The sequence below is a fragment of the Pseudomonas sp. BGA-UO-ETr-WB11 genome (genome assembly GCF_059567785.1).
On record NZ_JCAQOS010000001.1, the window covers coordinates 23148 to 48465 of the forward strand.

The 25318-nt window shown below is 61.2% G+C and carries 28 protein-coding genes; 18 read left to right on the plus strand and 10 right to left on the minus strand.

What is annotated here, in order from left to right; translation table 11 throughout:
- Window positions 1-16 precede the first annotated feature (16 nt).
- Entirely contained in the window at window positions 17-244 is a 228-nt protein-coding gene (locus AC56DI_RS00100) for a hypothetical protein (RefSeq protein WP_496344380.1), read from the plus strand.
- A 29-nt stretch (window positions 245-273) separates the two neighbouring features.
- Here the strand turns inward: AC56DI_RS00100 and AC56DI_RS00105 are convergent, their stop codons facing one another.
- On the minus strand, window positions 274-759 hold the full coding sequence (locus AC56DI_RS00105; protein WP_496344381.1) for a hypothetical protein: 486 nt from the start codon (window positions 757-759) through the stop codon (window positions 274-276).
- Window positions 760-1070: 311 nt separating this feature from the next.
- Between AC56DI_RS00105 and AC56DI_RS00110 the strand changes: the two genes are divergently transcribed.
- Window positions 1071-1388, plus strand: coding sequence for an NGG1p interacting factor NIF3 (locus tag AC56DI_RS00110; protein WP_496344382.1), 318 nt, complete (start codon window positions 1071-1073; stop codon window positions 1386-1388).
- A 201-nt stretch (window positions 1389-1589) separates the two neighbouring features.
- Here AC56DI_RS00110 and AC56DI_RS00115 read toward each other — a convergent pair whose 3' ends face one another.
- The gene (locus tag AC56DI_RS00115; RefSeq protein WP_324518120.1) at window positions 1590-2093 is read right to left on the minus strand and encodes a L,D-transpeptidase family protein; all 504 of its coding nucleotides are present in this window, start codon (window positions 2091-2093) and stop codon (window positions 1590-1592) included.
- Window positions 2094-2129: 36 nt separating this feature from the next.
- Window positions 2130-2684, minus strand: coding sequence for an NUDIX hydrolase (locus AC56DI_RS00120; RefSeq protein ID WP_496344383.1), 555 nt, complete (start codon window positions 2682-2684; stop codon window positions 2130-2132).
- 142 nt (window positions 2685-2826) lie between these two features.
- Here AC56DI_RS00120 and AC56DI_RS00125 point away from each other — a divergent pair, with 142 nt between their 5' ends.
- From AC56DI_RS00125 to AC56DI_RS00145, 5 genes are read left to right on the plus strand one after another with little or no spacing between them, the layout of a single operon-like run.
- Complete coding sequence (locus AC56DI_RS00125) at window positions 2827-3429, plus strand: CoA pyrophosphatase (protein WP_496344384.1); 603 nt, start codon at window positions 2827-2829, stop codon at window positions 3427-3429.
- A gap of 39 nt (window positions 3430-3468) precedes the next feature.
- Window positions 3469-3993: a gamma carbonic anhydrase family protein gene (locus AC56DI_RS00130; RefSeq protein ID WP_496344385.1), complete on the plus strand. Its 525-nt coding sequence runs from the start codon at window positions 3469-3471 to the stop codon at window positions 3991-3993.
- Window positions 3993-4193, plus strand: a complete 201-nt coding sequence (locus AC56DI_RS00135) for a DUF1289 domain-containing protein (protein WP_496344386.1) — start codon at window positions 3993-3995, stop codon at window positions 4191-4193. The genes AC56DI_RS00130 and AC56DI_RS00135 overlap by 1 nt, the downstream gene beginning before the upstream one ends.
- A gap of 24 nt (window positions 4194-4217) precedes the next feature.
- The gene (gene purT, locus AC56DI_RS00140) at window positions 4218-5399 is read left to right on the plus strand and encodes a formate-dependent phosphoribosylglycinamide formyltransferase (RefSeq protein WP_496344387.1); all 1182 of its coding nucleotides are present in this window, start codon (window positions 4218-4220) and stop codon (window positions 5397-5399) included.
- Window positions 5399-6136, plus strand: coding sequence for an SGNH/GDSL hydrolase family protein (locus AC56DI_RS00145; protein ID WP_496344388.1), 738 nt, complete (start codon window positions 5399-5401; stop codon window positions 6134-6136). Before purT ends, AC56DI_RS00145 begins: the two co-directional genes overlap by 1 nt.
- On the opposite strand, the gene AC56DI_RS00150 is transcribed toward AC56DI_RS00145, so the two are convergent.
- Both AC56DI_RS00150 and AC56DI_RS00155 read right to left on the minus strand, forming a co-directional pair.
- Window positions 6108-7391, minus strand: a complete 1284-nt coding sequence (locus AC56DI_RS00150; protein ID WP_496344389.1) for an HlyC/CorC family transporter — start codon at window positions 7389-7391, stop codon at window positions 6108-6110. The genes AC56DI_RS00145 and AC56DI_RS00150 overlap by 29 nt on opposite strands.
- 10 nt (window positions 7392-7401) lie before the next feature.
- Window positions 7402-8202, minus strand: coding sequence for a cytochrome C assembly family protein (locus tag AC56DI_RS00155; RefSeq protein ID WP_496344390.1), 801 nt, complete (start codon window positions 8200-8202; stop codon window positions 7402-7404).
- A gap of 158 nt (window positions 8203-8360) precedes the next feature.
- Here AC56DI_RS00155 and ffh point away from each other — a divergent pair, with 158 nt between their 5' ends.
- From ffh to rplS, 5 genes are all read left to right on the plus strand, one after another.
- Entirely contained in the window at window positions 8361-9737 is a 1377-nt protein-coding gene (ffh, locus tag AC56DI_RS00160; protein WP_496344391.1) for a signal recognition particle protein, read from the plus strand.
- A gap of 185 nt (window positions 9738-9922) precedes the next feature.
- Window positions 9923-10174 carry a 30S ribosomal protein S16 gene (rpsP, locus tag AC56DI_RS00165; protein ID WP_496344392.1) on the plus strand — a complete coding sequence of 84 codons (252 nt, stop codon included), beginning with the start codon at window positions 9923-9925 and terminating at the stop codon, window positions 10172-10174.
- A gap of 5 nt (window positions 10175-10179) precedes the next feature.
- Window positions 10180-10716, plus strand: coding sequence for a ribosome maturation factor RimM (gene rimM, locus AC56DI_RS00170; protein ID WP_496344393.1), 537 nt, complete (start codon window positions 10180-10182; stop codon window positions 10714-10716).
- Between the two features lie 21 nt (window positions 10717-10737).
- The gene (trmD, locus tag AC56DI_RS00175) at window positions 10738-11490 is read left to right on the plus strand and encodes a tRNA (guanosine(37)-N1)-methyltransferase TrmD (RefSeq protein ID WP_496344394.1); all 753 of its coding nucleotides are present in this window, start codon (window positions 10738-10740) and stop codon (window positions 11488-11490) included.
- A gap of 41 nt (window positions 11491-11531) precedes the next feature.
- On the plus strand, window positions 11532-11882 hold the full coding sequence (gene rplS, locus AC56DI_RS00180) for a 50S ribosomal protein L19 (RefSeq protein ID WP_496344395.1): 351 nt from the start codon (window positions 11532-11534) through the stop codon (window positions 11880-11882).
- Between the two features lie 139 nt (window positions 11883-12021).
- Here rplS and AC56DI_RS00185 read toward each other — a convergent pair whose 3' ends face one another.
- Window positions 12022-12699, minus strand: a complete 678-nt coding sequence (locus AC56DI_RS00185; protein ID WP_496344396.1) for a cyclic di-GMP-binding domain-containing protein, MshE-related — start codon at window positions 12697-12699, stop codon at window positions 12022-12024.
- Between the two features lie 216 nt (window positions 12700-12915).
- On the opposite strand from AC56DI_RS00185, the gene xerD reads away from it, so the two are divergent.
- The 4 genes from xerD to thrC all read left to right on the plus strand — a co-directional run bounded on the left by xerD (window position 12916) and on the right by thrC (window position 17540).
- Window positions 12916-13812, plus strand: a complete 897-nt coding sequence (xerD, locus tag AC56DI_RS00190) for a site-specific tyrosine recombinase XerD (RefSeq protein ID WP_496344397.1) — start codon at window positions 12916-12918, stop codon at window positions 13810-13812.
- Window positions 13813-13921: 109 nt separating this feature from the next.
- The gene (locus AC56DI_RS00195; RefSeq protein ID WP_496344398.1) at window positions 13922-14647 is read left to right on the plus strand and encodes a DsbC family protein; all 726 of its coding nucleotides are present in this window, start codon (window positions 13922-13924) and stop codon (window positions 14645-14647) included.
- A 133-nt stretch (window positions 14648-14780) separates the two neighbouring features.
- Window positions 14781-16085 (plus strand): homoserine dehydrogenase, encoded by a 1305-nt coding sequence (locus AC56DI_RS00200; protein ID WP_324518092.1) that lies wholly within the window; start codon window positions 14781-14783, stop codon window positions 16083-16085.
- A gap of 45 nt (window positions 16086-16130) precedes the next feature.
- Window positions 16131-17540, plus strand: coding sequence for a threonine synthase (thrC, locus tag AC56DI_RS00205; RefSeq protein ID WP_496344399.1), 1410 nt, complete (start codon window positions 16131-16133; stop codon window positions 17538-17540).
- A 72-nt stretch (window positions 17541-17612) separates the two neighbouring features.
- On the opposite strand, the gene AC56DI_RS00210 is transcribed toward thrC, so the two are convergent.
- Window positions 17613-18812: a CaiB/BaiF CoA transferase family protein gene (locus AC56DI_RS00210; RefSeq protein WP_496344400.1), complete on the minus strand. Its 1200-nt coding sequence runs from the start codon at window positions 18810-18812 to the stop codon at window positions 17613-17615.
- Window positions 18813-18923: 111 nt separating this feature from the next.
- On the opposite strand from AC56DI_RS00210, the gene AC56DI_RS00215 reads away from it, so the two are divergent.
- Complete coding sequence (locus AC56DI_RS00215; RefSeq protein WP_496344401.1) at window positions 18924-19463, plus strand: YaeQ family protein; 540 nt, start codon at window positions 18924-18926, stop codon at window positions 19461-19463.
- Between the two features lie 111 nt (window positions 19464-19574).
- The gene (gene recJ / locus AC56DI_RS00220; protein ID WP_496344402.1) at window positions 19575-21290 is read left to right on the plus strand and encodes a single-stranded-DNA-specific exonuclease RecJ; all 1716 of its coding nucleotides are present in this window, start codon (window positions 19575-19577) and stop codon (window positions 21288-21290) included.
- Between the two features lie 150 nt (window positions 21291-21440).
- Here recJ and AC56DI_RS00225 read toward each other — a convergent pair whose 3' ends face one another.
- From AC56DI_RS00225 to AC56DI_RS00235, 3 genes are all read right to left on the minus strand, one after another.
- Complete coding sequence (locus AC56DI_RS00225; protein ID WP_496344403.1) at window positions 21441-23072, minus strand: ABC transporter substrate-binding protein; 1632 nt, start codon at window positions 23070-23072, stop codon at window positions 21441-21443.
- A gap of 155 nt (window positions 23073-23227) precedes the next feature.
- Complete coding sequence (locus AC56DI_RS00230) at window positions 23228-23704, minus strand: ester cyclase (RefSeq protein ID WP_496344404.1); 477 nt, start codon at window positions 23702-23704, stop codon at window positions 23228-23230.
- Window positions 23705-23889: 185 nt separating this feature from the next.
- Window positions 23890-25314 carry a gamma-aminobutyraldehyde dehydrogenase gene (locus tag AC56DI_RS00235; RefSeq protein WP_496344405.1) on the minus strand — a complete coding sequence of 475 codons (1425 nt, stop codon included), beginning with the start codon at window positions 25312-25314 and terminating at the stop codon, window positions 23890-23892.
- Window positions 25315-25318: the final 4 nt, after the last annotated feature.

Sequence of the window (25318 nt, forward strand, 5' to 3'; positions counted from 1 at the left end):
CGTGAAGAGAACCCCTATGCGTGAACCCTCCGCATCCGCCGAGCCGCTAGACGCCAAGCCCAGTCGCGCGGCCTTTCATCAGCAGCACCAGGCCCGCGCCGAGGCCGAAGCCCAGCGCCTGCTGGCGGCCAAAACGCAATTGGGTGGGCGCTGGTTGGCCTGGGTGGCGAGCGAGCTGTATGCCCTGACGCCGTCGAGCTACGCGCAGATGGTTCGCCGCGAGTTGCAACGCCTGAGCGCCTGACCCGGCGTGGCTTGCGTGCTGCGATGCGCTCAGGCGTAGGTGTTGATCCCGCCCTTGGCCTGCAGCCAGTCACGGTAAGTGCTCAGCGAGTCGGTTTGCTCTTTGCCGTTGCTGCCGCTGAACGTCAGGCGCGCATCCAGGTCTTTGTCGAGCATCTTGTCGACCTGGGTTAGCAAGCGGGCCGCCTCATCGCGATCGAGATTGGCCACATCCGGCAGTTGCATGGCGTTGCTGGTGTTCTGGCTCGGGGTGCTAGTCGCCTGGCTGCCATCGGTTTTGGCCATGGCGCTGAACAGGCCAGCGCGGTGCTGGTTAGTCAGCGAGGCGGCGTACTTTTTCAGCTCGCCGATGGGGTCCTGCGGGGCTTTGGTGGCCTGGCTGTTCTGCTGGCTTGTGGTGCTTTCCGCAGGCTTGCTGCTCGGCGTCATGTAGCTGGAAGGTAGAAAGCGCGCGGCAATACTGGTCATGGGGGTAGCGTCCTGATCCGTCAATGCCTGGCTTACTGCAGGTTTCACGCCAGCCGCTCGGGCCCGCCAGTGGCGGCCTGCAGGGCGGTATTGGGATATGCGTGCGGCAGGCGCTTACCAGAAAAGGGCAATGCCTTGCCGGCCGACTGCTTCGACGCGTCAGTCACCGCTGAATCTGTGTTCTGGTTGGCGTTAACAATGCTCGCTCGTGCAGTACCTGCCGCTTTTGCGACGGCTATCCCGTGGCGATCAAGGCAAAGTGCCACTAGCTATGGCAGTATGCGCACAACAAGGTTGTTTCACCGTTAATGCTCGGACGCCTGGATTGTTTGCGGCTGCGTGGCTGCTTCGGAGTCTTGATGTACAAGCTGTGCTTTTATGTACCTGACAGTCATGTGGAAGCGGTCAAGCAGGCGGTGTTTGCTGCCGGTGGCGGGCGGGTTGGCGGATATGACAGCTGCGCCTGGCAGGTGTTGGGGCAGGGTCAGTTTCGTCCGTTGGCCGGTAGTCAGCCATTTCTCGGCAGCCAGGGTGTGCTGGAAGTCGTAGCGGAGTGGAAGGTTGAAATGGTGGTGGCGGATGAGCTGATCCATGCGGCGGTCAAGGCCCTGCGTCAGAGCCATCCGTATGAAACCCCGGCGTTTGAGGTATGGCGTTTGTCGGATTTGTTGCTGTAACTCTGCCCAAATAAGAAAGGCGCCCGTGGGCGCCTTTTTGCTGTCTGTGGCAATGGCTTAGTAGGCCGTTGAAAAATGTAGGCGAGGCAGGCAAGACAAGGCAAGAACGGCCGAAAAAGCGGAGTTTACGAGTTGTAAATGAGCATTTTGAGGCCGTTCTTAACGCAGTATTGCCAACGCAGGTAGTTTTTCAGCGGCCTGTTAGGGGCGGATCTCGATCAGCGTGCCGTCTTTCACCAGATTCCAAACTTCGCGCATGTCGGTGTTGCTCATGGCGATGCAGCCGTTGGTCCAGTCCAGGGTCTTGAAGTACCACTCCGGGTATTCCTCGTCGACCGGCGTGCCGTGAATCATGATCATGCTCCCGGCGGAAACGCCCTGCTTGGCGGCCTGGGCTTTGTCGCGGCTGTTGGGGTAGGAAATGTGCATGGCCAGGTTGTAGTTCTCGCTGGTCTTGCGCCAATCGAGCCAATAGAAACCTTCCGGCGTGCGTTTGTCGCCTTCACGCATTTTTGCGCCCTTGGGCTGCTTGCCCAGGGAGATGCGATAGCTTTTTAGGGTTTGCCCGTGGCTGATCAGGTGCAGTTGGCGGGTGGCCTTGACCACTAGCACCTTGTCGATGGTTTTACCGCTTAGAGCTGGCGTGGCGTTAGCGTGGGAGAGAGTGGCTATGGACAGGCAGAGTACGGCGAACAACCAACGCATTAGAGCAATTTCCCGGATCTTGGGACCGTCAGGCGGTCAGGCTTTCTTGTGGTGCGCGCGCAAGGCCGCCAGCGGCTCGTTGCGTACCGGAAAGTGTTGAGTGGCCCGGTCAGCGAAGTAGCATTCTAAAGTACGGCCGATGGTCGGGAAAGCCAGCTCTGACCAGGGGATCTGCTGCTCGTCGAACAGACGCACCTCCAGGCTCTCTTCGCCGGCGGCAAAGTCCAGGTCCGCCAGCTCGGCGCGAAACAGCATGTACACCTGATTGATATGGGGTAGATCGAACAGGGTGTAGAGGTGCATGCCGTGCACACGGGCGCAGGCTTCCTCCAGGGTTTCGCGGGCGGCGGCCTGTTCCAGGGTTTCGCCGTTCTCCATAAAGCCGGCGGGCAGGGTCCAGAAACCGCGGCGCGGCTCGATGGCGCGGCGGCACAGCAGCACCTGCTCGCCCCACACCGGCAGGCAGCCAGCGATGATGCGCGGGTTCTGGTAGTGGATGGTCTGGCACTGTGGGCAAACAAAGCGCAGGCGATTGTCGCCTTCGGGGATGCGCTGCTCGACGGGGCTGGCGCACTGGCTGCAGAATTTCATGGTGGCTCCAGGCCGTGTCAGGTGGGCCAGCAAGCGCTGGCCCGCTTAATAACGAAGTGACTGCGCGCTGCTGGGCCGGGGCTTGGGCAGCGTGCATCTTCGTGCCATGATGCCAGAGATAATTAACCACCGAGAACGTCTGATGCTGGATGACCTGCTTCGTCGCGTGCAGGCCTACACACCCCTGATGCTGGGGGTTGGCGCTGGCTTGCCGGAGGCGGCCGTGCTGGTGCCGATCACCCGCAGTGCTGAGCCTGAATTAGTCCTGACCTTGCGCGCCGATGGCTTGTCCACCCACGGCGGCGAGGTGGCGTTTCCCGGTGGTCGACGCGACCCGGAAGACCCGGACCTGATCAGCACGGCGCTGCGCGAGGCGCACGAGGAAATCGGCTTGCCGCCTGGCTTGGTGGAGGTGTTGGGGCCGTTGAGCACTCTGGTGTCGCGGCACGGGATTCAGGTCACGCCCTATGTCGGTTTCGTTCCGGACTTTGTTGAGTACCAACCCAACGATGGCGAAATTGCCGCGGTGTTTTCCGTGCCATTGGCGTTCTTCCTCGACGATCCGCGCGAGACCACGCACCGCATCGATTACCTGGGCAAAAGTTGGTACGTACCCAGTTACCGCTATGGCGAGTACAAGATCTGGGGGCTGACGGCGATTATGGTGGTCGAGTTGATCAATCTGCTCTACGACGCTGGCATCGAGCTGCATACGCCGCCGGCTTCTTTTATCCATCTGCGCTGACCGGCGCTGCTGGTCTTAACCTGCATTGAGGGCAATGGCATGAAATACCGTTTGGGCGACGCCCGCGTTGAAACCCATCCTGACAGCTGGGTGGCGCCGAATGCCACGCTGGTGGGCAAGGTCAAGTTGGAGGCTGGCGCCAGCGTGTGGTTCAACGCCGTGCTGCGCGGTGACAACGAGCTGATTCATATCGGTGAGAACAGCAACGTCCAGGACGGTACGGTGATGCACACCGACATGGGCTTTCCGCTGACCCTGGGCAAGGGCGTGACCATCGGCCACAACGTCATGCTGCACGGCTGCACGGTGGGCGATTACAGCCTGATCGGCATCAATGCGGTGGTGCTTAATGGCGCCAAGATCGGCAAGAACTGCATCATCGGCGCCAATGCGCTGATTCCCGAGGGTAAGGAAATCCCTGACGGCTGTCTGGTGGTGGGTTCGCCCGGCAAGGTGGTGCGCGAGCTGACCGAACCACAGAAAAAGATGCTCGAAGCCAGCGCCGCCCACTATGTGCATAACGCCAAGCGCTATGCCCGTGACCTGCAGGAACAGACTGACTGATGAGCACAGGAACACCCGTGGCCTCGCCCTGCGTGCATGTCTGTGCGCTGGATGAGGCTGACATCTGTATCGGCTGCCAGCGCAGCGCCGCGGAAATCACCCGCTGGGGGCGTATGGACAATGCCGAGCGCCGTCAGGTGCTGCTGCGTTGCGCCGAGCGAGCGCGGGCGCAGGGGCAGTTTCTGACCGTCGCACCGTAAATCTTAATTTTCTGAGGAATGACCATGCCCCGTATTGGCACGCCGCTGTCGTCCAGCGCCACCCGTGTATTGCTCTGTGGCTCGGGTGAGCTGGGCAAGGAAGTGGTGATCGAGTTGCAGCGCCTGGGCGTTGAGGTGATTGCCGTGGACCGCTACGCCGATGCGCCGGCCATGCAGGTGGCGCACCGTCATCACGTGATCAATATGCTCGACGGCGCCGCCTTGCGCGCGGTGATCGAGTTGGAACAGCCCCATTACATCGTTCCCGAGATCGAGGCGATTGCCACTGCGACCCTGGTGGAGCTGGAGGCCGAAGGTTTTACCGTGATCCCCAGCGCTCGCGCCGCGCAGCTGACCATGAATCGCGAGGGTATTCGTCGCCTGGCGGCTGAAGAGCTGGGCCTGCCGACCTCGCCTTATGAGTTTGCCGACACCCTGGAGGCCTACACCGCGGCAGTGGGGCGCATTGGCTATCCCTGCGTGGTCAAGCCGATCATGAGTTCGTCCGGCAAGGGCCAGTCGCTGCTGAAAAGCACTGACGATCTGCAAGCCGCCTGGGATTACGCCCAGGAAGGCGGACGCGCCGGCAAGGGCCGGGTGATCGTTGAGGGCTTTATCGACTTCGACTACGAAATCACCTTGCTGACCGTGCGCCATGCCGGCGGCACCACTTTCTGCGCGCCGGTCGGCCACCGTCAGGTCAAGGGCGACTATCACGAGTCCTGGCAGCCCCAGGCCATGAATCCGACGGCCCTGGCCGAATCCGAGCGGGTAGCGCGGGCGGTCACCGAGGCATTGGGTGGTCGCGGCCTGTTTGGCGTTGAGTTGTTCGTCAAGGGCGATCAGGTGTGGTTCAGCGAAGTGTCGCCGCGCCCCCATGACACCGGTCTGGTGACCTTGATCTCCCAGGAGCTGTCGGAGTTCGCCCTGCATGCGCGGGCGATTCTTGGCCTGCCAATCCCGGCCATTCGCCAGCTCGGGCCGTCGGCCTCAGCGGTGATTCTGGTGGACGGTGAGTCGCGGCAGGTCAGCTTTGGCAATCTGGCCGCGGCCCTGAGTGAAGCGGACACGGCCTTGCGCCTGTTTGGCAAGCCGCAAGTGTCTGGTCAGCGGCGCATGGGGGTGGCCCTGGCGCGCGATGAGTCGATCGAGGCGGCGCGGGCCAAAGCGTTGCGCGCGGCCCAGGCGGTCAGCGTCAACCTGTGATGCGCGTTCGGCTGTGGGGCTGGTGGCTGCTGGCGCTGCCACTGTTGCCGGTCTTGCTACCGATGGCCCTGTATACCCGGCGCACGGCCCTGCGCTTGCCTGAAGCTGAAGGCCCGCAACACGGCTTGAGTGGTGCGGTGCTGGCCGGTACGCCATTGCGACTGCTGCTATTGGGGGAGTCGTCGGTGGCCGGGGTCGGTGTCGACTCTCAGGCGCAGGCGCTGGCCGGCCAGTTGGCGCAGGCTCTGGTTGAGCAGCAGCAATGTGCCGTGGCCTGGCAGGCCTGTGGCGAGAACGGCATTACCGTGGCCCAGGCGCAGCAGCGGTTGTTGCCGCAAGGCTTGGCCGCGCCCGTGGATCTGGTGGTGCTGGTCTTTGGGGTGAATGACACCACTCACCTCAGCTCTTTGCGTGCCTGGCGCCAGGCGTTGGTGCAGATGACTCGGGCATTGCAGGCCCATGGCGCGCAGGTGGCGTTTACCAGTGTGCCGCCGTTGCAGCACTTTGCCGCCTTGCCGTGGCTACTGCGTCAGGTGTTGGGGCTGCGCGGGGCACTGCTGGATCGGCACCTGCGCCGTCTGGCCGAGCAGTTAGGTGCGCAGCATTGTGCAGTCGAGCTGGAGTTTGCCCGCGAATACCTGGCCGTTGATGGCTATCACCCGTCGGCACTGGGTTATCAGGTGTGGGCCAAGGGGCTGGCCGCGCAGCTCAAACCTCTGCTGCGGCCGCAGGCTTGAGGCTGGCGGGCCAGATGCGCACGCTCTTCACCCGATTCTCCGCCAGTTGCAGAACTTCCAGGCGGTAGGGGCCGATCTTCAGGCATACGCTGCTGTCGGGCAGGTTTTCCAGAGCTTCGGTGATCAGGCCATTGAGGGTTTTAGGGCCGTCGCAGGGCAAGTGCCAATCCAGGGCCTTGTTGATCTCGCGGATGTTGGCGGTGCCGTCAATGATCTGTGTGCCGTCGGCTTGGGGATGAATTTCCGGGCTTTGGGCCAGGTCCTGATGGTTAAAGTCGCCGACGATCTCTTCCAGAATATCTTCCAAGGTAACGATGCCCAGGGCTTCGCCGTATTCGTCGACGACGATGCCGATGCGCCGTTTCTGCTTCTGGAAGTTGATCAGTTGGGTGGAGAGTGGCGTGCTTTCCGGGATGAAATAGGGTTCCAGGCAGGCGCCCAGCAGCGACTCGTACGTCAGCTGGTCATGGGTCAGCAGGCTGGCGATCTGGCGCATGTGCACCACGCCTTCAATCTGGTTGATGTCGTTGCGAAACACCGGTAAACGCGTGTGATTGGTGGTGCGCAACTGAGCGGTGATCTGTTCCAGGCTGTCGTCGAGGTCGATGCCGATCACCTCGTTGCGGGGGATCATGATGTCGTTGACCGTAATGTTGTCCAGGTCAAGGATGCCCAGCAGCATGCTCTGCCGATTGAGGGGCAGGGCATGCTCAGACTCGCGCACCACGCTGCGCAGCTCCTCGGTGGTCAGGCTATCGTTGCGCTTGCTGGTGGGGTCGATACCCAGCAGGCGCAGCAGGCCGTTGCTGATCCAGCCCAGCAGCAGGACTAATGGGTAGAACAGCTTGAGCACTACGCTCAGCGGTAGGCTGAGCGGGTAGGCGACAGCCTCCGGGCGCAGGGCGGCCAGGGTCTTAGGGGTGATTTCCCCGAAGATCAGCAGTATTAGCGTCAGGCCGACGGTAGCGACGGCGATACCAGCATCGCCCCACAGCTGAATAGCCAGCACGGTGGCGATGGCCGAGGCGAGAATATTGACGAAGTTGTTGCCGATCAGGATAGCGCCGAGTAGGCGGTCTGGGCGGCTAAGCAGGGCTGTGACGCGTTTGGCGCCGCGGTGTCCTTCCTTGGCTAGGTGGCGTAGGCGGTAGCGGTTGAGGCTAAGGATGCCGGTTTCCGCGCTGGAGAAGAACGCCGAGCAAGCCAGCAGAAAAATCAGCAGGCCTATAAGAAAGCCTGGGTGAGCATTGTCCACGAGTAAGTGCCTAGATATGCAGAATGAATTCGCGGACCAGCTTGCTGCCAAAGTAAGCCAGCATCAGCAGGCAGAAGCCGGCCAGGGTCCAGCGAATGGCTTTGTGCCCGCGCCAGCCCAGTTGCTGGCGGCCCCAGAGGAGCACGGCAAAAACTACCCACGCCACGCAGGCGAGGATGGTTTTGTGCGCCACGTGCTGGCCGAACAGGTCGTCGAGAAACAACCAGCCGGACAGCAGTGACAGGGACAGCAGGCCCCAGCCGGCCCAAAGAAACCCGAATAGCAGGCTTTCCATGGTTTGCAGGGGGGGGAAATTTTTGATCAGCCCGGACGGGTGTTTGTGTTTGAGTTGGTAGTCCTGCAGCAGCAGGAGCAGCGACTGGAACACGGCGATAGTGAGCATGCCGTAGGCCAGAATCGACAACAGGATATGGGCCAGAATGCCGGGTTGTTCATTAATCGCTTGCGCTGTACCGCTAGGAGCAAATTGCGCCATCAGTACGGTCAGGGTGCCCAGTGGCAACAGTAATAGCAGCAGGTTTTCCACCGGGATCTGCCGGCAGGCCAGCAGGGTCAGCAGGATCACGGCGGCCGCGATCAGGCTGGCGGCGTTGAAAAAATCCAAATTCAGACCGCTGGCGGTGATCAGCTGCAGATACAGGGCCGTCCCGTGGGCCAGCAGGGCGACGATGCCGAGTAGCCCCAGCAGGCGTTTGTCTGGCACAGCCCGTTGGGCCAGGCGCAGGCCCTGGTAGGCGCTAGTGCCGGCATACAGGCCGGCGGCAATGAGGCTGGGAAGCAGAGGGTGCATAAGTCCTGGCAAGGCGAGCCTGAAAGGTCGTGAGTGTGGCATACATCCGCCTTGCCTCGAAAGACCGCAGGCGGTGTCGGTGCGGGCGACTCTTCGCTATAATCCGCGACCTGCAGCAAGCCCAGCCTCGGTTCGCGAAGAACCTGAAAGGAACGCGCATGTTTGAAAATCTAACAGATCGCCTCTCGCAGACCCTGCGCCACGTTACCGGCAAGGCCAAGCTGACTGAGGACAATATCAAAGACACCCTGCGCGAAGTGCGCATGGCGCTGCTCGAAGCTGACGTGGCTTTGCCGGTGGTCAAAGACTTCGTCAATAAGGTCAAGGATCGCGCGGTCGGCACCGAAGTCTCGAAGAGCCTGACCCCGGGCCAGGCTTTTGTGAAGATTGTGCGCGCCGAGCTCGAAGAGCTGATGGGCGCGGCTAACGAAGATCTCGATCTGCATGCCGCTCCGCCCGCCGTGGTGTTGATGGCTGGCCTGCAGGGCGCGGGCAAGACCACGACGGTGGGCAAGCTGGCGCGCTTCCTTAAAGAGCGCAAGAAAAAGACCGTGCTGGTGGTGTCGGCGGACGTTTATCGTCCTGCTGCTATTAAACAGTTGGAAACCCTGGCTGCCGAAGTGGGTGTGACCTTCTTCCCGTCGGACCTCAGCCAGAAGCCGGTGGCAATTGCCGAAGCGGCGATCCGCGAAGCCAAGCTGAAGTTCATCGACGTGGTGATTGTCGATACCGCCGGTCGTTTGGCCATCGATGCCGAGATGATGGCCGAGATCCAGGCCGTGCATGCAGCGATCAAGCCGGTCGAAACCCTGTTCGTGGTCGATGCCATGACCGGTCAGGATGCCGCCAATACCGCCAAGGCCTTTGCCGATGCGCTGCCGCTGACAGGCGTGGTGCTGACCAAGGTCGATGGTGATGCCCGTGGTGGTGCGGCGCTGTCCGTGCGCGCGATCACCGGCAAGCCGATCAAGTTCCTTGGTATGGGTGAGAAGAGCGATGCGCTCGAACCCTTCCATCCAGACCGGATTGCCTCGCGGATTCTCGGCATGGGTGACGTGCTCAGCCTGATCGAGCAGGCCGAGCAGACCCTGGACAAGGAAAAAGCCGACAAGCTGGCGAAGAAGCTGAAGAAAGGTAAGGGCTTCGATCTCGAAGACTTCCGCGATCAGCTGCAGCAAATGAAGAATATGGGTGGCCTCGGCGGCTTGATGGACAAGTTGCCGACCATGGGTGGCGTCAATCTGGCGCAAATGGGCGGCGCACAAGTGGCCGCCGAGAAGCAGTTCAAACAGATGGAGGCGATCATCAACTCGATGACGCCGGGCGAGCGCCGCGACCCGGAAATTATCAGCGGTTCGCGCAAGCGCCGCATCGCCATGGGCTCCGGTACTCAGGTGCAGGACATCGGGCGACTGATCAAACAGCACAAACAAATGCAGAAGATGATGAAGAAATTCACCGCCAAAGGCGGCATGGCCAAGATGATGCGCGGGATGGGCGGCATGCTGCCTGGCGGCGGTATGCCGCGTCTTTGACAGCGCCCGGCACGACAGTTTCATAAGGCCGAACCCGGTTCGGCTGGCTGAATACAGACAGATGCGCACTTCGCACTTATCTGTTGAATTAACCTCGCACAATCTTTAGAATGTGCGGCCTTTCGGGCCCCGTGCCCAGTGTGCAATTTTAGTTTTGCAGCACCGACTACAGGAACGATGTTCACATGGTATCTATTCGTCTTGCTCGTGGCGGCTCCAAGAAGCGCCCGTTTTATCACCTGACCGTGACCAACAGCCGCAATGCGCGCGATGGTCGTTTTGTTGAGCGTATCGGCTTCTTCAATCCGATCGCTGCTGGTGGTGAAGTGCGTCTCTCGGTTGACCAAGAGCGTGCTACCTACTGGATCAGCCAGGGTGCACAGCCGTCTGAGCGCGCCGCTCAGCTGCTGAAGGAAGCTGCTAAGGCTTCGGCCTGATCAGCATGACTGCGACGCCAGCCCACGCCGATGACCTCATCGTTATTGGCAAGATTTTCTCGGTGCACGGCGTTCGCGGCGAAGTGAAGGTTTACTCCTTCACTGATCCGATTGACAACCTGCTTGATTACACGCACTGGACGCTTCGGCGCGACGGCGTGGTACGACAGGTTGAGCTGGCCAGCGGGCGCACGCAAAACAAGGTGCTCGTGGCAAAGCTGAAGGGGCTCGATGACCGGGATGAGGCACGTACTCTCTCGGGCTTTGAAATTTGTGTACCCCGCAGCTTGTTTCCTGATCTGACCGACGGCGAGTACTACTGGTACCAGTTGGAAGGTCTGAAGGTTATCGATCAGCACGGGCAATTGCTCGGACGCATCGATCATCTACTGGAAACCGGTTCGAACGATGTGATGGTGGTGAAATCCTGCGCTGACAGCCTGGATGATCGTGAGCGCCTGCTGCCCTATACGGAGCAATGCGTGCTGACGATTGATCTGACGGCGGGTGAGATGCGGGTGGATTGGGATGCTGATTTCTAAACGCGCGGGTTAGTAAGAAACATGGCTAGCTTGCGAGTTGAGGTCATTACCCTGTTCCCGGAGATGTTTTCCGCCATCAGCGAATACGGCATTACCAGTCGTGCGGTGAAGCAGGGGTTGTTGCAACTGACCTGCTGGAATCCTCGTGCCTATACCGAAGATCGCCACCAAACAGTGGATGATCGGCCTTTTGGCGGCGGTCCGGGCATGGTGATGAAAATCAAGCCGCTGCAAGATGCTCTGGCTGAGGCCAAGCAGGCTGCCGGCGGTAATGCCAAAGTGATTTACCTCTCGCCGCAAGGTCGCCAACTGAATCAGTCGGCGGTACGCGCGTTGGTGAAAGAGGACGCTTTAATCCTCATTGCCGGCCGCTACGAGGGGATCGATGAGCGCTTTATTGAAGCGCATGTCGATGAGGAATGGTCGATTGGTGATTACGTCCTTTCCGGCGGTGAGCTGCCGGCAATGGTGCTGATCGATGCGGTGACGCGACTCTTGCCTGGGGCATTGGGTCATGCGGACTCCGCCGAGGAGGATTCGTTTACCGACGGCCTGCTCGATTGCCCTCATTACACCCGTCCGGAGGTGTATGCGGACAAGCGTGTTCCATCAGTGTTGCTGAGTGGCAACCACGAACACATCCGGCGTTGGCGTTTGCAGCAGTCCCTTGGTCGGACCTACGAACGGCGCGCTGATCTTCTGGAAAGCCGCTCGCTTTCTGGAGAAGAGAAAAAGCTGTTGGCGGAATACCTTCGCCAGCGGGACGATAGTTAACGTATCGATGGTCGGCCTTAGGCCAGCCTTAGGAGCAAAGCATGACTAACAAGATTATTCAGCAGATCGAAGCTGAGCAGATGGGCAAAGTAATTCCTCCTTTCGCACCGGGCGACACCGTTGTCGTTCAAGTGAAAGTGAAGGAAGGCGACCGTCAGCGTCTGCAGGCATTCGAAGGCGTTGTAATTGCCAAGCGTAACCGTGGTCTGAACAGTGCTTTCACTGTGCGTAAGATCTCCAACGGTGTTGGCGTTGAGCGTACCTTCCAGACCTACAGCCCGCTGGTTGAAAGCCTGGCTGTTAAGCGTCGCGGTGACGTGCGTAAAGCCAAGCTTTACTACCTCCGCGATCTGTCTGGTAAGGCAGCGCGCATCAAGGAAAAACTGGTTTAACTTCCAGTCGTTCCCAAAAAAAGCAGCCTGCGGGCTGCTTTTTTATTGCCTGCGATTTTTAGCAGGGCCATCTGCGCTGAAGGTGTTGGCGGTTGGCGGTGTGATTGATGGTGATGCCGCCGTGCGGGGTGTGGCCGTTTCAGTGCAAGCGGATTTTCAGTGAAGCTTGCGACAGGTCGATATCTTGCAGCACCACGCTGCCAAAACTTTGTCCGGGATTGGCGCCAGCCACGCGGACATTGTCGAAGCGCAGTTCGCCGATTGAGCTGGGCAGGCGTACGTTGACTGAGCCATCAGCATTGATGATTGAGGTCAGCTTGCTGGTGTCATATTGCACATCGTGCATTGAGGTTTCGGCTTCCAGGCTGCTGAGCACGGGCATGACCAATTTGGCCAGCTGTCCAACAGTGCCGACACCATCACCGGCGCTGGCTTGGGCAAAAATACCTTGCAGGGCTTCATTCAAACCTTGAGCGCTAACGCTGCTCATCTCCGCGTCGCTCAGTGCTTGCATGCCGCGGGGCATGTATTGCTCGCTGACGATGTTTGGTGTCTGTTGGCGCTGGATGTCGGCGCTGGCCATCTGGAACGGGCTGAGCAGGGCGGCGACCAGGGTGGCGGTCACGCGCAGGCTGGTTTGTTTTTTCAGGGCCTTGGTCAGTTGGCGTTCACTGACCAGGCCTTGCTCGATAAGAATTTCGCCCAGTCGCTTGTTGCTGGTGAGCTGCAATTTGATTGCGCTGTCGAGCTGGGCGGAGGAGATTAGGCCTTTGTCGATCAGCAACTGGCCAAGACGCGATTTCTGATTGTTAGACATTGTTATGAATCCGGCGGTCAATGATGGCTAATTGCAAGCATGGGTGGCGGTTGGCAAATTGTCACCCATCCAAAGATAGGTGCGAGTTTGGTTTTCAAGTCTTATTGGGCCTAGCAAATGTGTTTTTAATTGCCGTGTAGCTGGGTGCATTTCTGGCCTTGGTGGTCGCTGCTGTGGAAGACTGTTGTCACGCCCTCTACTTATCGTTGCCACGTCATGCCTGCTATCGAACATCCGTTGGTCGAGCGTTTCCTTGAGTCGCTGTGGATGGAGAAGGGCTTGTCGCCGCACACCGTCGCCGCTTATCGCAGCGATCTGGCTCAGTATCAAGGCTGGTTGCAGGAGCGCGGGGTTGAGTTGCACGGCAGTGGCCGTGAGGCGATTCTCGATCACCTGGCCTGGCGTTTGAGTGCGGGTTATCAGGCGCGCTCAACCGCCCGCTTTCTGTCTGGGCTGCGCGGGTTCTACCGCTTTCTGTTGCGTGAAGGGTTGATTGAGCAGGACCCGACCCTGCAGGTGGAGTTGCCGCAGTTGGGTCGTCCGTTACCCAAAAGTCTGTCTGAGGCCGACGTGGAGGCACTGCTGGCCGCGCCGGACATCGGCGAGCCGATCGGCCTGCGCGATCGCGCCATGCTGGAAGTCTTGTATGCCTGCGGGCTGCGGGTGACCGAGTTGATCAGCTTGACCCTGGAGCAAGTCAATCTCCGCCAGGGTGTACTGAGGGTGTTCGGCAAGGGCAGCAAGGAACGTCTGGTGCCGTTGGGCGAGGAGGCGATGGTCTGGGTGGCGCGTTATGTGCGCGACAGCCGGCCATTGTTGCTGGATGGTAAGCCTAGCGACGTGCTGTTTCCGAGTCTGCGCGGTGAGCAAATGACTCGGCAAACCTTCTGGTACCGCATCAAGCATCAGGCTCGTGTGGCGGGGGTCAGCAAGTCGCTGTCGCCGCATACCCTGCGACACGCCTTTGCCACTCATTTACTCAACCACGGCGCCAACCTGCGGGTGGTGCAGATGCTGCTGGGGCATAGCGATTTGTCGACCACCCAGATCTACACCCATGTGGCCCGCGCACGCTTGCAGGCGCTGCACGCGGCCCATCACCCGCGTGGCTAGCGAGGCGATAAGCGGGAGGTTCTGGGTGATCCGCAGCGGTCGGTGCGGCAGGGCTTCTGTGATAGGCTTTGCGCCATCTATGACTGCCCGCCGCTCAACAGGAGTACCCATGCGCGTGACCCGGATTTTCGCTGCTGTAGCCCTTGGCCTTGCCGGTAATTTAGCCCTGGCTGCCGACCCCGATCAGGCCATCCGCAGTTCTTTGAAAGCCATCGATCCTGAGATGAAGATTGAGGCGATTGCCGAGAGCCCTTTGACAGGGGTTTTTGAGGTGCACCTGCCTGGTGGCCGCGTGTTGTACTCCAGCGCTGACGGTCAGTACATGCTGCAAGGCTATCTGTATCAGTTCAAGAATGGCCAGGCCGTCAATCTGACTGAGCAGGTTAAAAGCAAGGCAGTTGCCAAGGAGATGGCAAAAATACCGGTCAGCGATATGGTGGTATTTGCCCCCAAAGAGCCGAAGACCCATATCACCGTGTTTACCGACACCGATTGTGGTTATTGCCAGAAGCTCCATCGTGAAGTTCCGGAGCTCAATCGTCGTGGCGTAGAAGTGCGCTACGTAGCCTTTCCACGGCAAGGTGTGGGTTCTCACGGTTACAACGGTCTGGTCAGCGTCTGGTGTGCGAAAGACCGCCAGGATGCAATGAACAAGGCCAAGTCCCGTGAAGAATTGCCGCCAGGCAAGTGCGAAAACCCGGTGGCCAAACAGTATGAAATTGGCCAGCTAATCGGCATAAATGGCACGCCGGCCATCGTCCTGGCCAACGGCGAGCTGATTCCCGGTTACCAGCCGGCGCCGGATCTGGCCAAGCTGGCTCTAGAGGCCAAGTAAGCTGGCCGTTCGCTGGTTTGCCCAATGGCGCCAGCGATGAATTGACTAATAAGGTCGCGCTTCGTAATGTGCGGCTCTTTTATGCGGCCGGGGCATGCTCCGGCCGCTTACTGTGAAGATGGGGTATAGCAGCGTGAAACCGGTGAAAGTAGGCATCTGTGGGCTGGGCACCGTCGGTGGCGGCACCTTGAATGTACTCAAGCGTAATGCTGAGGAGATTACCCGTCGTGCCGGTCGCGGTATTGAAGTTGCCCAGATTGCTATTCGCTCGCCCAAGCCCCAATACGACACGACCGGTATCACGCTGACCAACGATGTCTTCGATGTGGTGAATAACCCGGAAATCGACATCGTTATCGAGCTGATCGGTGGCTACACCCTGGCCCATGAACTGGTGCTCAAGGCCATCGACAACGGCAAGCATGTGGTCACTGCCAACAAGGCGCTGATCGCCGTGCACGGCAACGAGATCTTCGCCCGCGCCCGCGAGAAAGGCGTGATCGTCGCCTTCGAAGCCGCCGTAGCCGGTGGTATCCCGGTGATCAAGGCGATCCGTGAAGGCCTTGCGGCCAACCGCATCAACTGGCTGGCCGGCATCATCAACGGCACCGGCAACTTCATCCTCACCGAAATGCGCGAGAAAGGCCGGGCTTTCGATGACGTACTGAAGGAAGCCCAGGCCCTGGGTTACGCCGAGGCCGATCCGACCTTCGACGTTGAAGGCATCGATGCGGCGCACAAGCTGACCATCCTGGCTTCGATTGCCTTTGGTATTCCGCTGCAGTTCGACAAGGCCTACACCGAAGGCATCACCCAGCTGACCACGGCGGACGTCAACTACGCCGAAGCCCTGGGTTACCGCATCAAGCACCTCGGCGTAGCCCGCCGTACCGAGGCCGGTATTGAGCTGCGCGTGCATCCGACCCTGATTCCGGCTGACCGCCTGATTGCCAACGTCAACGGTGTGATGAACGCGGTCATGGTCAACGGCGACGCCGCCGGGTCCACCCTCTACTACGGCGCCGGTGCCGGCATGGAGCCAACCGCATCGTCTGTGGTGGCTGACCTGGTGGACGTGGTGCGCGCCATGACCGCCGACCCGGAGAACCGTGTACCGCACCTGGCCTTCCAGCCGGATGCGTTGTCGGCCCACCCGATCCTGCCGATCGAGGCCTGCGAAAGCGCGTATTACCTGCGCATTCAGGGCAAGGATCATCCCGGCGTGCTGGCCCAGGTGGCGACCATCCTCTCCGAGCGCGGGATCAACATCGAGTCGATCATGCAGAAGGAAGCGGAGGAGCAGGACGGCCTGGTGCCGATGATTCTGGTCACCCATCGCGTCACCGAACAGCGTATGAACGACGCCATCACCGCCCTGGAAGCCCTCGCCGACGTGGTTGGCAATGTCGTGCGCATCCGCGTCGAACAGCTTAATTAATTAGTCGCCAGCCCCGGCTGGCGAGTCGCCCAAAGGTTTTTACCCATGCGCTATATCAGCACCCGTGGTCAGGCTCCGGCCCTGAATTTTGAAGATGTATTGCTGGCAGGTCTGGCCAGCGATGGCGGCCTCTATGTGCCGGAAAACCTGCCGCGTTTCACCCAGGAAGAGATCGCTTCCTGGGCCGGTCTGCCGTACCACGAGCTGGCCTTCAAGGTCATGCGTCCGTTCGTCACCGGCAGCATCCCGGATGCCGACTTCAAGAAAATTCTCGAAGAAACCTACGGTGTATTCGCCCACAGTTCCGTCGCGCCGCTGCGCCAACTGGGCAGCAACGAGTGGGTGTTGGAGCTGTTCCACGGCCCGACCCTGGCGTTCAAGGATTTCGCCCTGCAACTGCTCGGCCGTCTGCTCGATTACGTATTGGCCAAGCGCAACGAGCGCGTGGTGATCATGGGCGCCACTTCCGGTGATACCGGCTCGGCGGCCATCGAAGGCTGCAAGGCTTGCGACAACGTCGACATCTTCATCATGCACCCGCACAACCGCGTGTCCGAAGTGCAGCGTCGGCAGATGACCACCATCTTCGGTGACAACATCCATAACATCGCCATCGAAGGCAACTTCGATGACTGCCAGGAGATGGTCAAGGACAGCTTCGCTGACCAGGGCTTCCTCAAAGGCACCCGTTTGGTGGCGGTCAACTCGATCAACTGGGCGCGGATCATGGCCCAGATCGTCTACTACTTCCACGCAGCCCTGCAGCTTGGCGGCCCGGCGCGTTCCATCGCGTTCTCGGTGCCAACCGGCAACTTCGGTGACATCTTCGCCGGCTACCTGGCGCGCAACATGGGCCTGCCGATCAGCCAGCTGATCGTCGCCACCAACCGTAATGACATCCTGCACCGTTTTATGAGCGGCAATCAGTACGCCAAGGACACCTTGCACCCGACGTTGTCGCCGTCCATGGACATCATGGTTTCGTCCAACTTCGAGCGCCTGCTGTTCGACCTGCACGGTCGCAACGGCGCGGCCGTGGCCGAGTTGATGGCCAGCTTCAAGCAGACCGGTGCCTTCAGTGTTGCCGATGACCGCTGGACCGAAGCGCGCAAGCTGTTCGACTCCCTGGCCGTCAACGACGAAGAAACCTGCGCCACCATCGCCGAGGTGTACGCCGAGTGCGGCGAGTTGCTCGACCCGCACACCGCCATCGGCGTCAAAGCCGCGCGTGATTGCCGTCGTAGCCTGGCGACACCGATGGTGATCCTCGGCACCGCGCACCCGGTCAAGTTCCCGGAAGCCGTGGAGAAAGCCGGTATTGGCGCTGCGCCGGCACTGCCGCCGCACCTGGCCGATCTGTTCCAGCGCGATGAGCGTTGCACCGTGCTGGCCAACGACCTGAAGACCGTACAGGCCTTCGTCGCTGCCCACGGCAATCGCGGCAAGCCGTTGTAAGCGTCACGCGTAATAAAAAAGGCCAGTCTCCCGCGGGAACTGGCCTTTTTTGTGGGCGCTTTTTAACCCCGGTTAGATCGCGCCGTCGCGGTGCAGGGCGCTGATCTGTTCCTGGCTGTAGCCCAGTGCACTGAGCACGTGCTGGTTGTGCTCACCCAGCGCCGGGCCGATGGCGTCGACGCCGCCTGGGGTGGCCGACAGCTTGGGCACGATGCCGGGCATTTTGAAGGTCTTGCCGTCTGGCAACTTGGCTGAGAGAAACATTTCACGGGCGAGAAACTGCGGGTCGCTGAGCATGTCTTCGGCCGAGTAGATGCGACTGGCCGGCACCTCTGCGCCGTTCAGGGTCTCCAGCATCTGGGTCAGCGGCGTGGCATTGGCCCAGCGGTCGATCACCCCGTACAGCTCATCGCGGCGCAAGTCGCGGCCGGCGTTGTCGGCCAGGCTGGGGTCATCGGCCAGGTCGTCACGGTCGATGGCGCGCATAAAACGCTGGAAGATCGCATCGCCGTTGGCGCCGATCTGCACGTGTTTGCCGTCGCTGCTGGTGTGGATCGACGAGGGCGTGATGCCGGGCATGATGTTGCCGCTGCGCTCGCGGATAAAACCGAACACGTCGAACTCCGGCACCATCGACTCCATCATCGCAAACACCGCCTCGTACAGCGCCACGTCCACCACCTGGCCACTGCCGCCATTCACCTCGCGATGACGCAGGGCCATCAGCGCGCCGATCACGCCCCACAGGGCGGCAATCGAGTCGCCGATGGAAATCCCGGTGCGCACCGGCGGGCGGTCCTCGAAGCCGGTGATATAACGCAGCCCGCCCATGGACTCACCCACGGCGCCGAAGCCCGGTTGCCCCTGCATCGGCCCGCTCTGACCGAAGCCCGACAGGCGCACCATCACCAGCTTGGGGTTCAGCGCGTGCAGAACGTCCCAGCCCAGGCCGAGCTTTTCCAGCACGCCGGGGCGGAAGTTCTCGATCAGGATGTCCGCCTCGCTGAGCAGTTGCTTGAGGATGACGATGGCGTCCGGGTGCTTGAGGTTGAGGGTCAGCGACTGCTTGTTGCGCGCCTGCACGAACCACCACAGCGACGTGCCCTCATACAGCTTGCGCCACTTGCGCAGCGGGTCGCCGCCGCTGGGCGACTCGACCTTGATCACCTCAGCACCGAATTCGGCGCAGATCCGCGCGGCGAAAGGACCGGCGATCAGGGTGCCGAGTTCAATCACTTTCAGGCCGGCGAGGGGTTTGCTGGCAAGGTTCATTACAGGCTCCAGACGACAGACAATGCGCGCGACTCTAACCCGCTCGGGCGGCATCGGGTAGACTTGCCGGCTTCCCGCTGTCTCAATGTTGAATTATCAAGAAGCCCGTCCATGGCCCAGCCGTCCACCACCTACAAAATCGACCTGAACCTCACCGACATCGATCGCAGCATCTATGAAAGCCTGCGTTTCACCGTGGCCAAACACCCCTCGGAAACCGAAGAGCGCCTGGCCGCGCGGTTGATTGCCTACTGTCTGTTCTATCACGAGCAGCTGGCGTTCGGCCGTGGTCTGTCGGATGTGGATGAGCCGGCCCTGTGGGAAAAGAGCCTGGACGACCGCGTGCTGCACTGGATCGAAGTCGGTCAGCCGGACAGCGACCGCATGACCTGGTGCTCGCGGCGTACCGAGAAGTTCAGCCTGGTGGCCTACGGCAGCTTGCGCGTGTGGCAAACCAAGATGCTCGACCCGGTGCGCAGCCTGAAGAACATCAATGTTGTGGCCTTGGATCAAGACGCCCTGGCGGCTCTGGCCAAGGACCTGCCGCGTTCGCTGAGCTGGAGCGTGATGATCAGCGACGGTGAACTGTTCGTCACCGACGAGCGCGGCCAGCACGAAGTGCCAGTTGAATGGCTGATCGGCGAGCGTTAATTCCGGCGCCAGGTGTAGTCCGGATGCAATCCGGGAGCGCGCCGCCGTGATGTTCCCGGATTACATCCGGGCTACGGGTCGTCTGACCCTGAACACTGAGATACCCGCCCCATGCGCATCGACCCCCGTCCTTTACCCGCCAACCTGCCTGACCTGGGCGACCTGCCGCCGCTGCTGACCCGGCTGTATGCGGCCCGTGGCGTGCGCTCGGCCGTGGAGCTGGACAAGGGCCTGGCGCGGTTGATTCCGTATCAACGGCTGAAGGGCATCGATGCCGCCGTGAGTCTGTTGGTCACGGCCTTGCAGCAGCGCCAGCGCATTTTGATCGTCGGCGACTTCGATGCCGACGGCGCCACTGCCAGTTCGGTCGGCGTGCTGGGGTTGCGCATGCTTGGCGCCGCCCATGTTGATTATCTGGTGCCCAACCGCTTTGAGTACGGCTACGGCCTGACCCCGGAGATCGTGGCCGTGGCCTTGCAGCGTGAGCCGCAGTTGCTGCTGACCGTGGACAACGGCATCTCCAGCGTTGAGGGCGTGGCCGCGGCCAAGGCGGCGGGGCTGACGGTGCTGGTGACCGATCACCACTTGCCGGGCCCTGAATTGCCGGCCGCCGATGCCATCGTCAATCCCAACCAGCCCGGCTGCGAGTTTCCGAGCAAGGCGCTGGCCGGGGTCGGGGTGATGTTCTATGTGCTGCTGGCGCTGCGGGCGCGCTTGCGCGAGCTGAACTGGTTCGCCGAGCGCGGCCTGAATGAGCCCAATCTGGCTGAGCTGCTCGATTTGGTCGCGCTGGGCAGCGTGGCCGACGTGGTGCCGCTGGACGCCAACAACCGCATCCTTGTTCATCAGGGCCTGGCGCGCATTCGTGCCGGTCGGGCGCGGCCGGGGTTGCGCGCGGTGTTGGAAGTGGCAGGGCGTGATCATCAGCGGATTAACTCCACCGACCTTGGTTTTATCCTCGGTCCGCGTTTGAACGCGGCCGGTCGCCTGGACGACATGAGCTTAGGGATTGAGTGCCTGCTGTGTGAAGACGAGGCCCTGGCCCGTGACATGGCGCAGCAACTGGATGAGCTGAACAAAGACCGCAAATCCATTGAGCAGGGCATGCAGCGCGAGGCCCTGGCCCAGCTCAAGGATTTGCCCCTGGCTGACATGCCGTTCGGCCTGTGCCTGTTCGAGCCGGACTGGCACCAGGGCGTGATTGGCATCCTCGCTTCGCGCCTGAAGGAGCGTTACTTCCGTCCGGCGATTGCCTTCGCCGATGCCGGTGACGGCCTGCTCAAGGGCTCTGCGCGTTCGGTGCCGGGACTGCACATTCGCGATGCGCTGGACGCCGTGGCGGCCAAACATCCGGGCTTGATCAGCAAGTTCGGCGGTCACGCCATGGCCGCCGGCCTGTCGCTGCCGCAGGAAAATTACGGCGCTTTTGCCGCAGCCTTTGATGCCGAGGTGCGCCGTCAGTTACACGCCGATGACCTGACCGGCCGTTTGCTCTCCGACGGTCAGCTCAGTGTCACCGAGTTCAACCTGGAACTGGCCAAGGCCCTGCGCCATGCCGGGCCCTGGGGGCAACATTTCCCCGAGCCGCTGTTTCATGGTGTGTTCCAGATCGTCCAGCAGCGTCTGGTCGGCGAGAAGCATCTCAAGCTGGTGCTGAAGACCGAGTGCGGTGGCCAGACCCTGGACGGCATCGCCTTCAATATCGACCGCGAGCTGTGGCCAAACCCGACCGTGCGCTGGGTGGAAGTGGCCTACAAACTGGATGTGAACGAGTTTCGTGGCAACGAGACGGTGCAGTTGATGATTGCCCACCTGGCACCGCGCTAAGTCGTCCTAGCAGGCTGTTGAAAAGCTACCTGCGTTGCCGATACGGCGTTAAAAACAAGCTCAGAATGCTCATTTACAACCCGTAAACTCCGCTTCTTCGCCTGTTTTCGCCTTGTCTCGGCTGCCTCGCCTACGTTTTTCAACGGCCTGCTAACGCAGCATCAGCATCGCGGCTTTCTGCATAAACATGGCGCTGTCGGCTTTCGACATCAGCTCGTCCAGCTCCTCGCCATCCTGCGGGTAGAGGGCGATGCCCAGGCTGGCGCTGACTTTTAGGTGGACACCACCCCAGCGCAGCGGCAGGGCGATGGCGCGGCAGATCTGGCTGGTCAGGCGCTGAATATCGGTATCGCTTTGCACCCCGTCGAGCAGGATCACAAATTCGTCGCCGCCCATCCGTGCGGCCATATCGGCCTCGCGGATGTGGGCGCTGATGGCTTGAGCGGCGTGGATCAGGATGGCATCGCCGGCCTGGTGGCCATACGCATCATTGATCTGCTTGAACTGATTGAGGTCGATGTAGCACAGCGCCAGGCATTCGCCGCTGCGCTTGGCGCTCAGCAGCTTCTGTTTGGCGTAGGGGATAAAGCTGTTGCGGTTGGGTAGCCCGGTCAGGCTGTCGTTGAAGGCCAGGTTGCGCACTTCTTCTTCGGCTACCTGGCGGCGTTGAATCTCGCGCCGCAGGCGGCGCTGGCTGGCCAGCAGAATCAGGGTAATCAGCAAGGCCAGGCCGGCGCCGATGCTGATCAGGGCGATGATCTTTTGCAGCCGCTCGACCTTGGAGGGCGGATTGGGGTCGTAGATAAAACCGGCCAGTGCGTGGGTGTCCTTGACCATGCCCAGTTCGTGAAAGGCTTCAGCCATGCGTTGCCAGCGACCAGGGTTCATATGGCCGATTTCGATCAGGTCAGGGAGGATCAGGGCGCGCATGGCCTTGGCCTCAAACTGCAGATGGGCGCGCGGCTTTTTTACCTGATATTGCTTAAGCAGCAGGTCAATGATGTGTTCGGGGTTGTCCATCGCGTAGCGCCAGCCGCGCAGGGTGGCACGGCGGAAGGCTTCGACGCGTTCGGGATGCTCGCGCTGCTCCGCCTCGCTGGTGAACAAAATGTCGCTGTAGAAGTCGATGCCGTAGGTGTTGGGTGAAATGATTCGGTAGTCGATCCCGCGTTGCTGCAGATAGAAGGGTTCGTTGGTCAGGTAAGAGTTGAACGCGGCTACCTTGCCGGAGACCAGGTCCTCGATGTCGTAGCTGCTCGGTTGCAGCTTGATCAGTGCTGGGTCGATGCCCTCGCGGCGGAACATGGCCTGGAAGTCGGCATCAGTTTGCGCGTTCATCAGCATCACGCTTTTACCGATCAGGTCGTGGGCGGTTTCGATGCCAGCATCGGTGCGGGCCAGCAGTACCGAGGGTGAGTGCTGGAAGATCACGGCCAGGGCTACCAGGGGCTTGCCCTTGAGTCGCTCGTACAGAAGCTCGCTGTTGGACTCGGCGTACTGGGCGCGTCCGGCCAGCACTTCATCCACCGGGGTTTTGCCCGGCGCGCCTTCGTGCAGGCGGACGTCGAGGCCTTCTTCGCGGTAATAACCCTGGGCAATGGCGGCGTAGTAGCCGGCAAACTGGAACTGGTGCTTCCAGCGCAGCTGGAAGTCGATGACCTCAAGCGGGCGTTGCACCGCAACCGTCAGACCGGGCAACAGCAGGGCAAGCAGGCACAGCCCGCGAATGAGGGCTGTTCCTGCTGAGTGTCGCGTGGTGTGGCGCGTGCAGAAACCGGTCATGGGCATCATCCGTGAAGGTCAGGCGTCGCCAGTGTGGCGGCTACCATACATAAACCTTGTCTCGATCATGCCTGCCGTCCTGCTTGGGCGCAATTGCCCGCAGGGCGCCTGCCGACGGAGTGACTCGTTACTGCTGCTGGCGCCAAATGGGGGGGTTACCAGCCCAACTGCTTGTTGAAGCCGAGAGCATCGTAGTAGTCGCCCTGGTAGGCGATCTTGCCGTCCTTGATGCGCACGAAGCTGACCCCGGAGAAGGTCACTGGTTTGTTGGTGGCTGGGGTTTCCGGGCCCCAGGCGCCGGTGTTGGTGCCGCTGAAAACCCATTCGAAAGCGATGCCATCTTTGCTGACGATTGGCGTGCCGGTCATTTTCCAACTCAGGTCTGGCACGGCGGTGACGAACACTTTGATCACGTTGTCGCGGGCGGCTTCGCGGCCTTTTTGCGGGGTGCCGACGGTGATGTCGAGGTATTCGGCATCGGCGGCCAGGAAGGTGCCAGCCTTCTCGACGTCATGGGCGTTCCAGGCGGCCATATAGCCGTCGACGATGGCCTTGGCGTCGTCAGCGGCCTGGGCCAAACCGGCGGCGGCAAACAGCACGAAGAAACTGACGCTACGGAGTGCATTGTTCATTGTTGTTGCTCCTGCTCAGAGTGAGCGGCCCGAGATGGGCCGGTCGTGGTTAAGACAAAAACATGAAGTATCGAGAGCGAAGGCCGTCTCGTAGGGTGGATGTCGCTTTTTACATCCACCATGCAGCGCACGCCGATTTCGCCATGGTGGATCGATACAGCGTGATCCACCCTACGACAGCCCTCTTAGTGCTTGAACATCACATGGCGCACGGCGGTGTAGTCTTCCAGGCCATACATGGACATGTCCTTGCCGTAGCCAGACAGCTTCACGCCGCCATGGGGCATTTCGCTGACCAGCATGAAGTGGGTGTTGACCCAGGTGCAGCCGTATTGCAGGCGTGCGGCCAGGCGATGGGCGCGACCGACATCTGCCGTCCACACCGAGGAAGCCAGGCCGTAGTCGGAGTCGTTGGCGTAGCTCAGGGCTTGGGCTTCGTCATCGAACTGGGTGACCGACACCACCGGGCCGAACACTTCGCGCTGGACGATCTCGTCGCCTTGCAGGGCGCCGGCTAGCACGGTCGGCTCGAAGAAGAAGCCTGGCCCGGCCACGGCATCACCACCGGTGATCACGCTGATATGCGGCAGCGCCTTGGCCCGGTCGACCATGCCCACGACTTTCTGGCGGTGCTGTTCGGTGATCAGCGGGCCGAGCTCGGTGCTTGGGTCATCCTGCAGGCCGTATTTGATGCTGCTCACCGCCTCACCGAGTTTGGCCACGAACTTGTCGTAGATGCCTTTCTGCGCATAGATGCGACAGGCCGCCGTGCAGTCTTGCCCAGCGTTATAGAAACCGAAGGTGCGGATGCCTTCCACGGCGGCGTCCAGGTCGGCGTCGTTGAAGATGATCACCGGCGCTTTGCCGCCCAGTTCCATGTGCATGCGCTTCACGGTGTCGGCGGTGCTGCTGATGATGTTGCTGCCGGTTGGGATCGAGCCGGTCAGCGACACCATGCGTACTTTTTTGTGGGTCACCAGCGGCTGGCCAACGCTCGGGCCGCGGCCGAACACCACGTTGATTACGCCGGCCGGGAAGATTTCGGCGGCCAGTTCGGCCAGCTTCAATGCGGTCAGTGGGGTTTGTTCGGATGGCTTGAGCACCACGCAGTTGCCGGCGGCCAGTGCCGGGGCGAGCTTCCAGGCGGCCATCATCAGTGGGTAGTTCCACGGTGCGATGGAGGCCACCACGCCGAGCGGATCACGGCGGATCATCGAGGTGTGGCCGGCCAGGTATTCGCCACCGGCCGAGCCGCTCATGCAACGGCTGGCGCCCGCGAAGAAGCGGAACACGTCGGCCACTGCCGGCAGCTCGTCATTCAGGGCGGCGCTGTAGGGCTTGCCGCAGTTGTTCGACTCCAGGCGCGCCAGGCTTTCAGCATTGGCGTCGATGGCGTCGGCCAGGCGCAGCAGCAACTGGGCGCGGTCTTTCGGTACGGTCTGCGACCAGCTGTCGAAGGCCGCGTCGGCGGCTTGCACGGCGGCGTCGACCTGACTCGAGCTGGCTTCATTGATCTCCACCAGGGTGGTGCCGAGGGACGGGTTGAGCACGGCCTGGGCGGCGCCTTCGCCAGCGATCAGCTGGCCATTGATCAGCAGTTTGGTTTGCATCGCT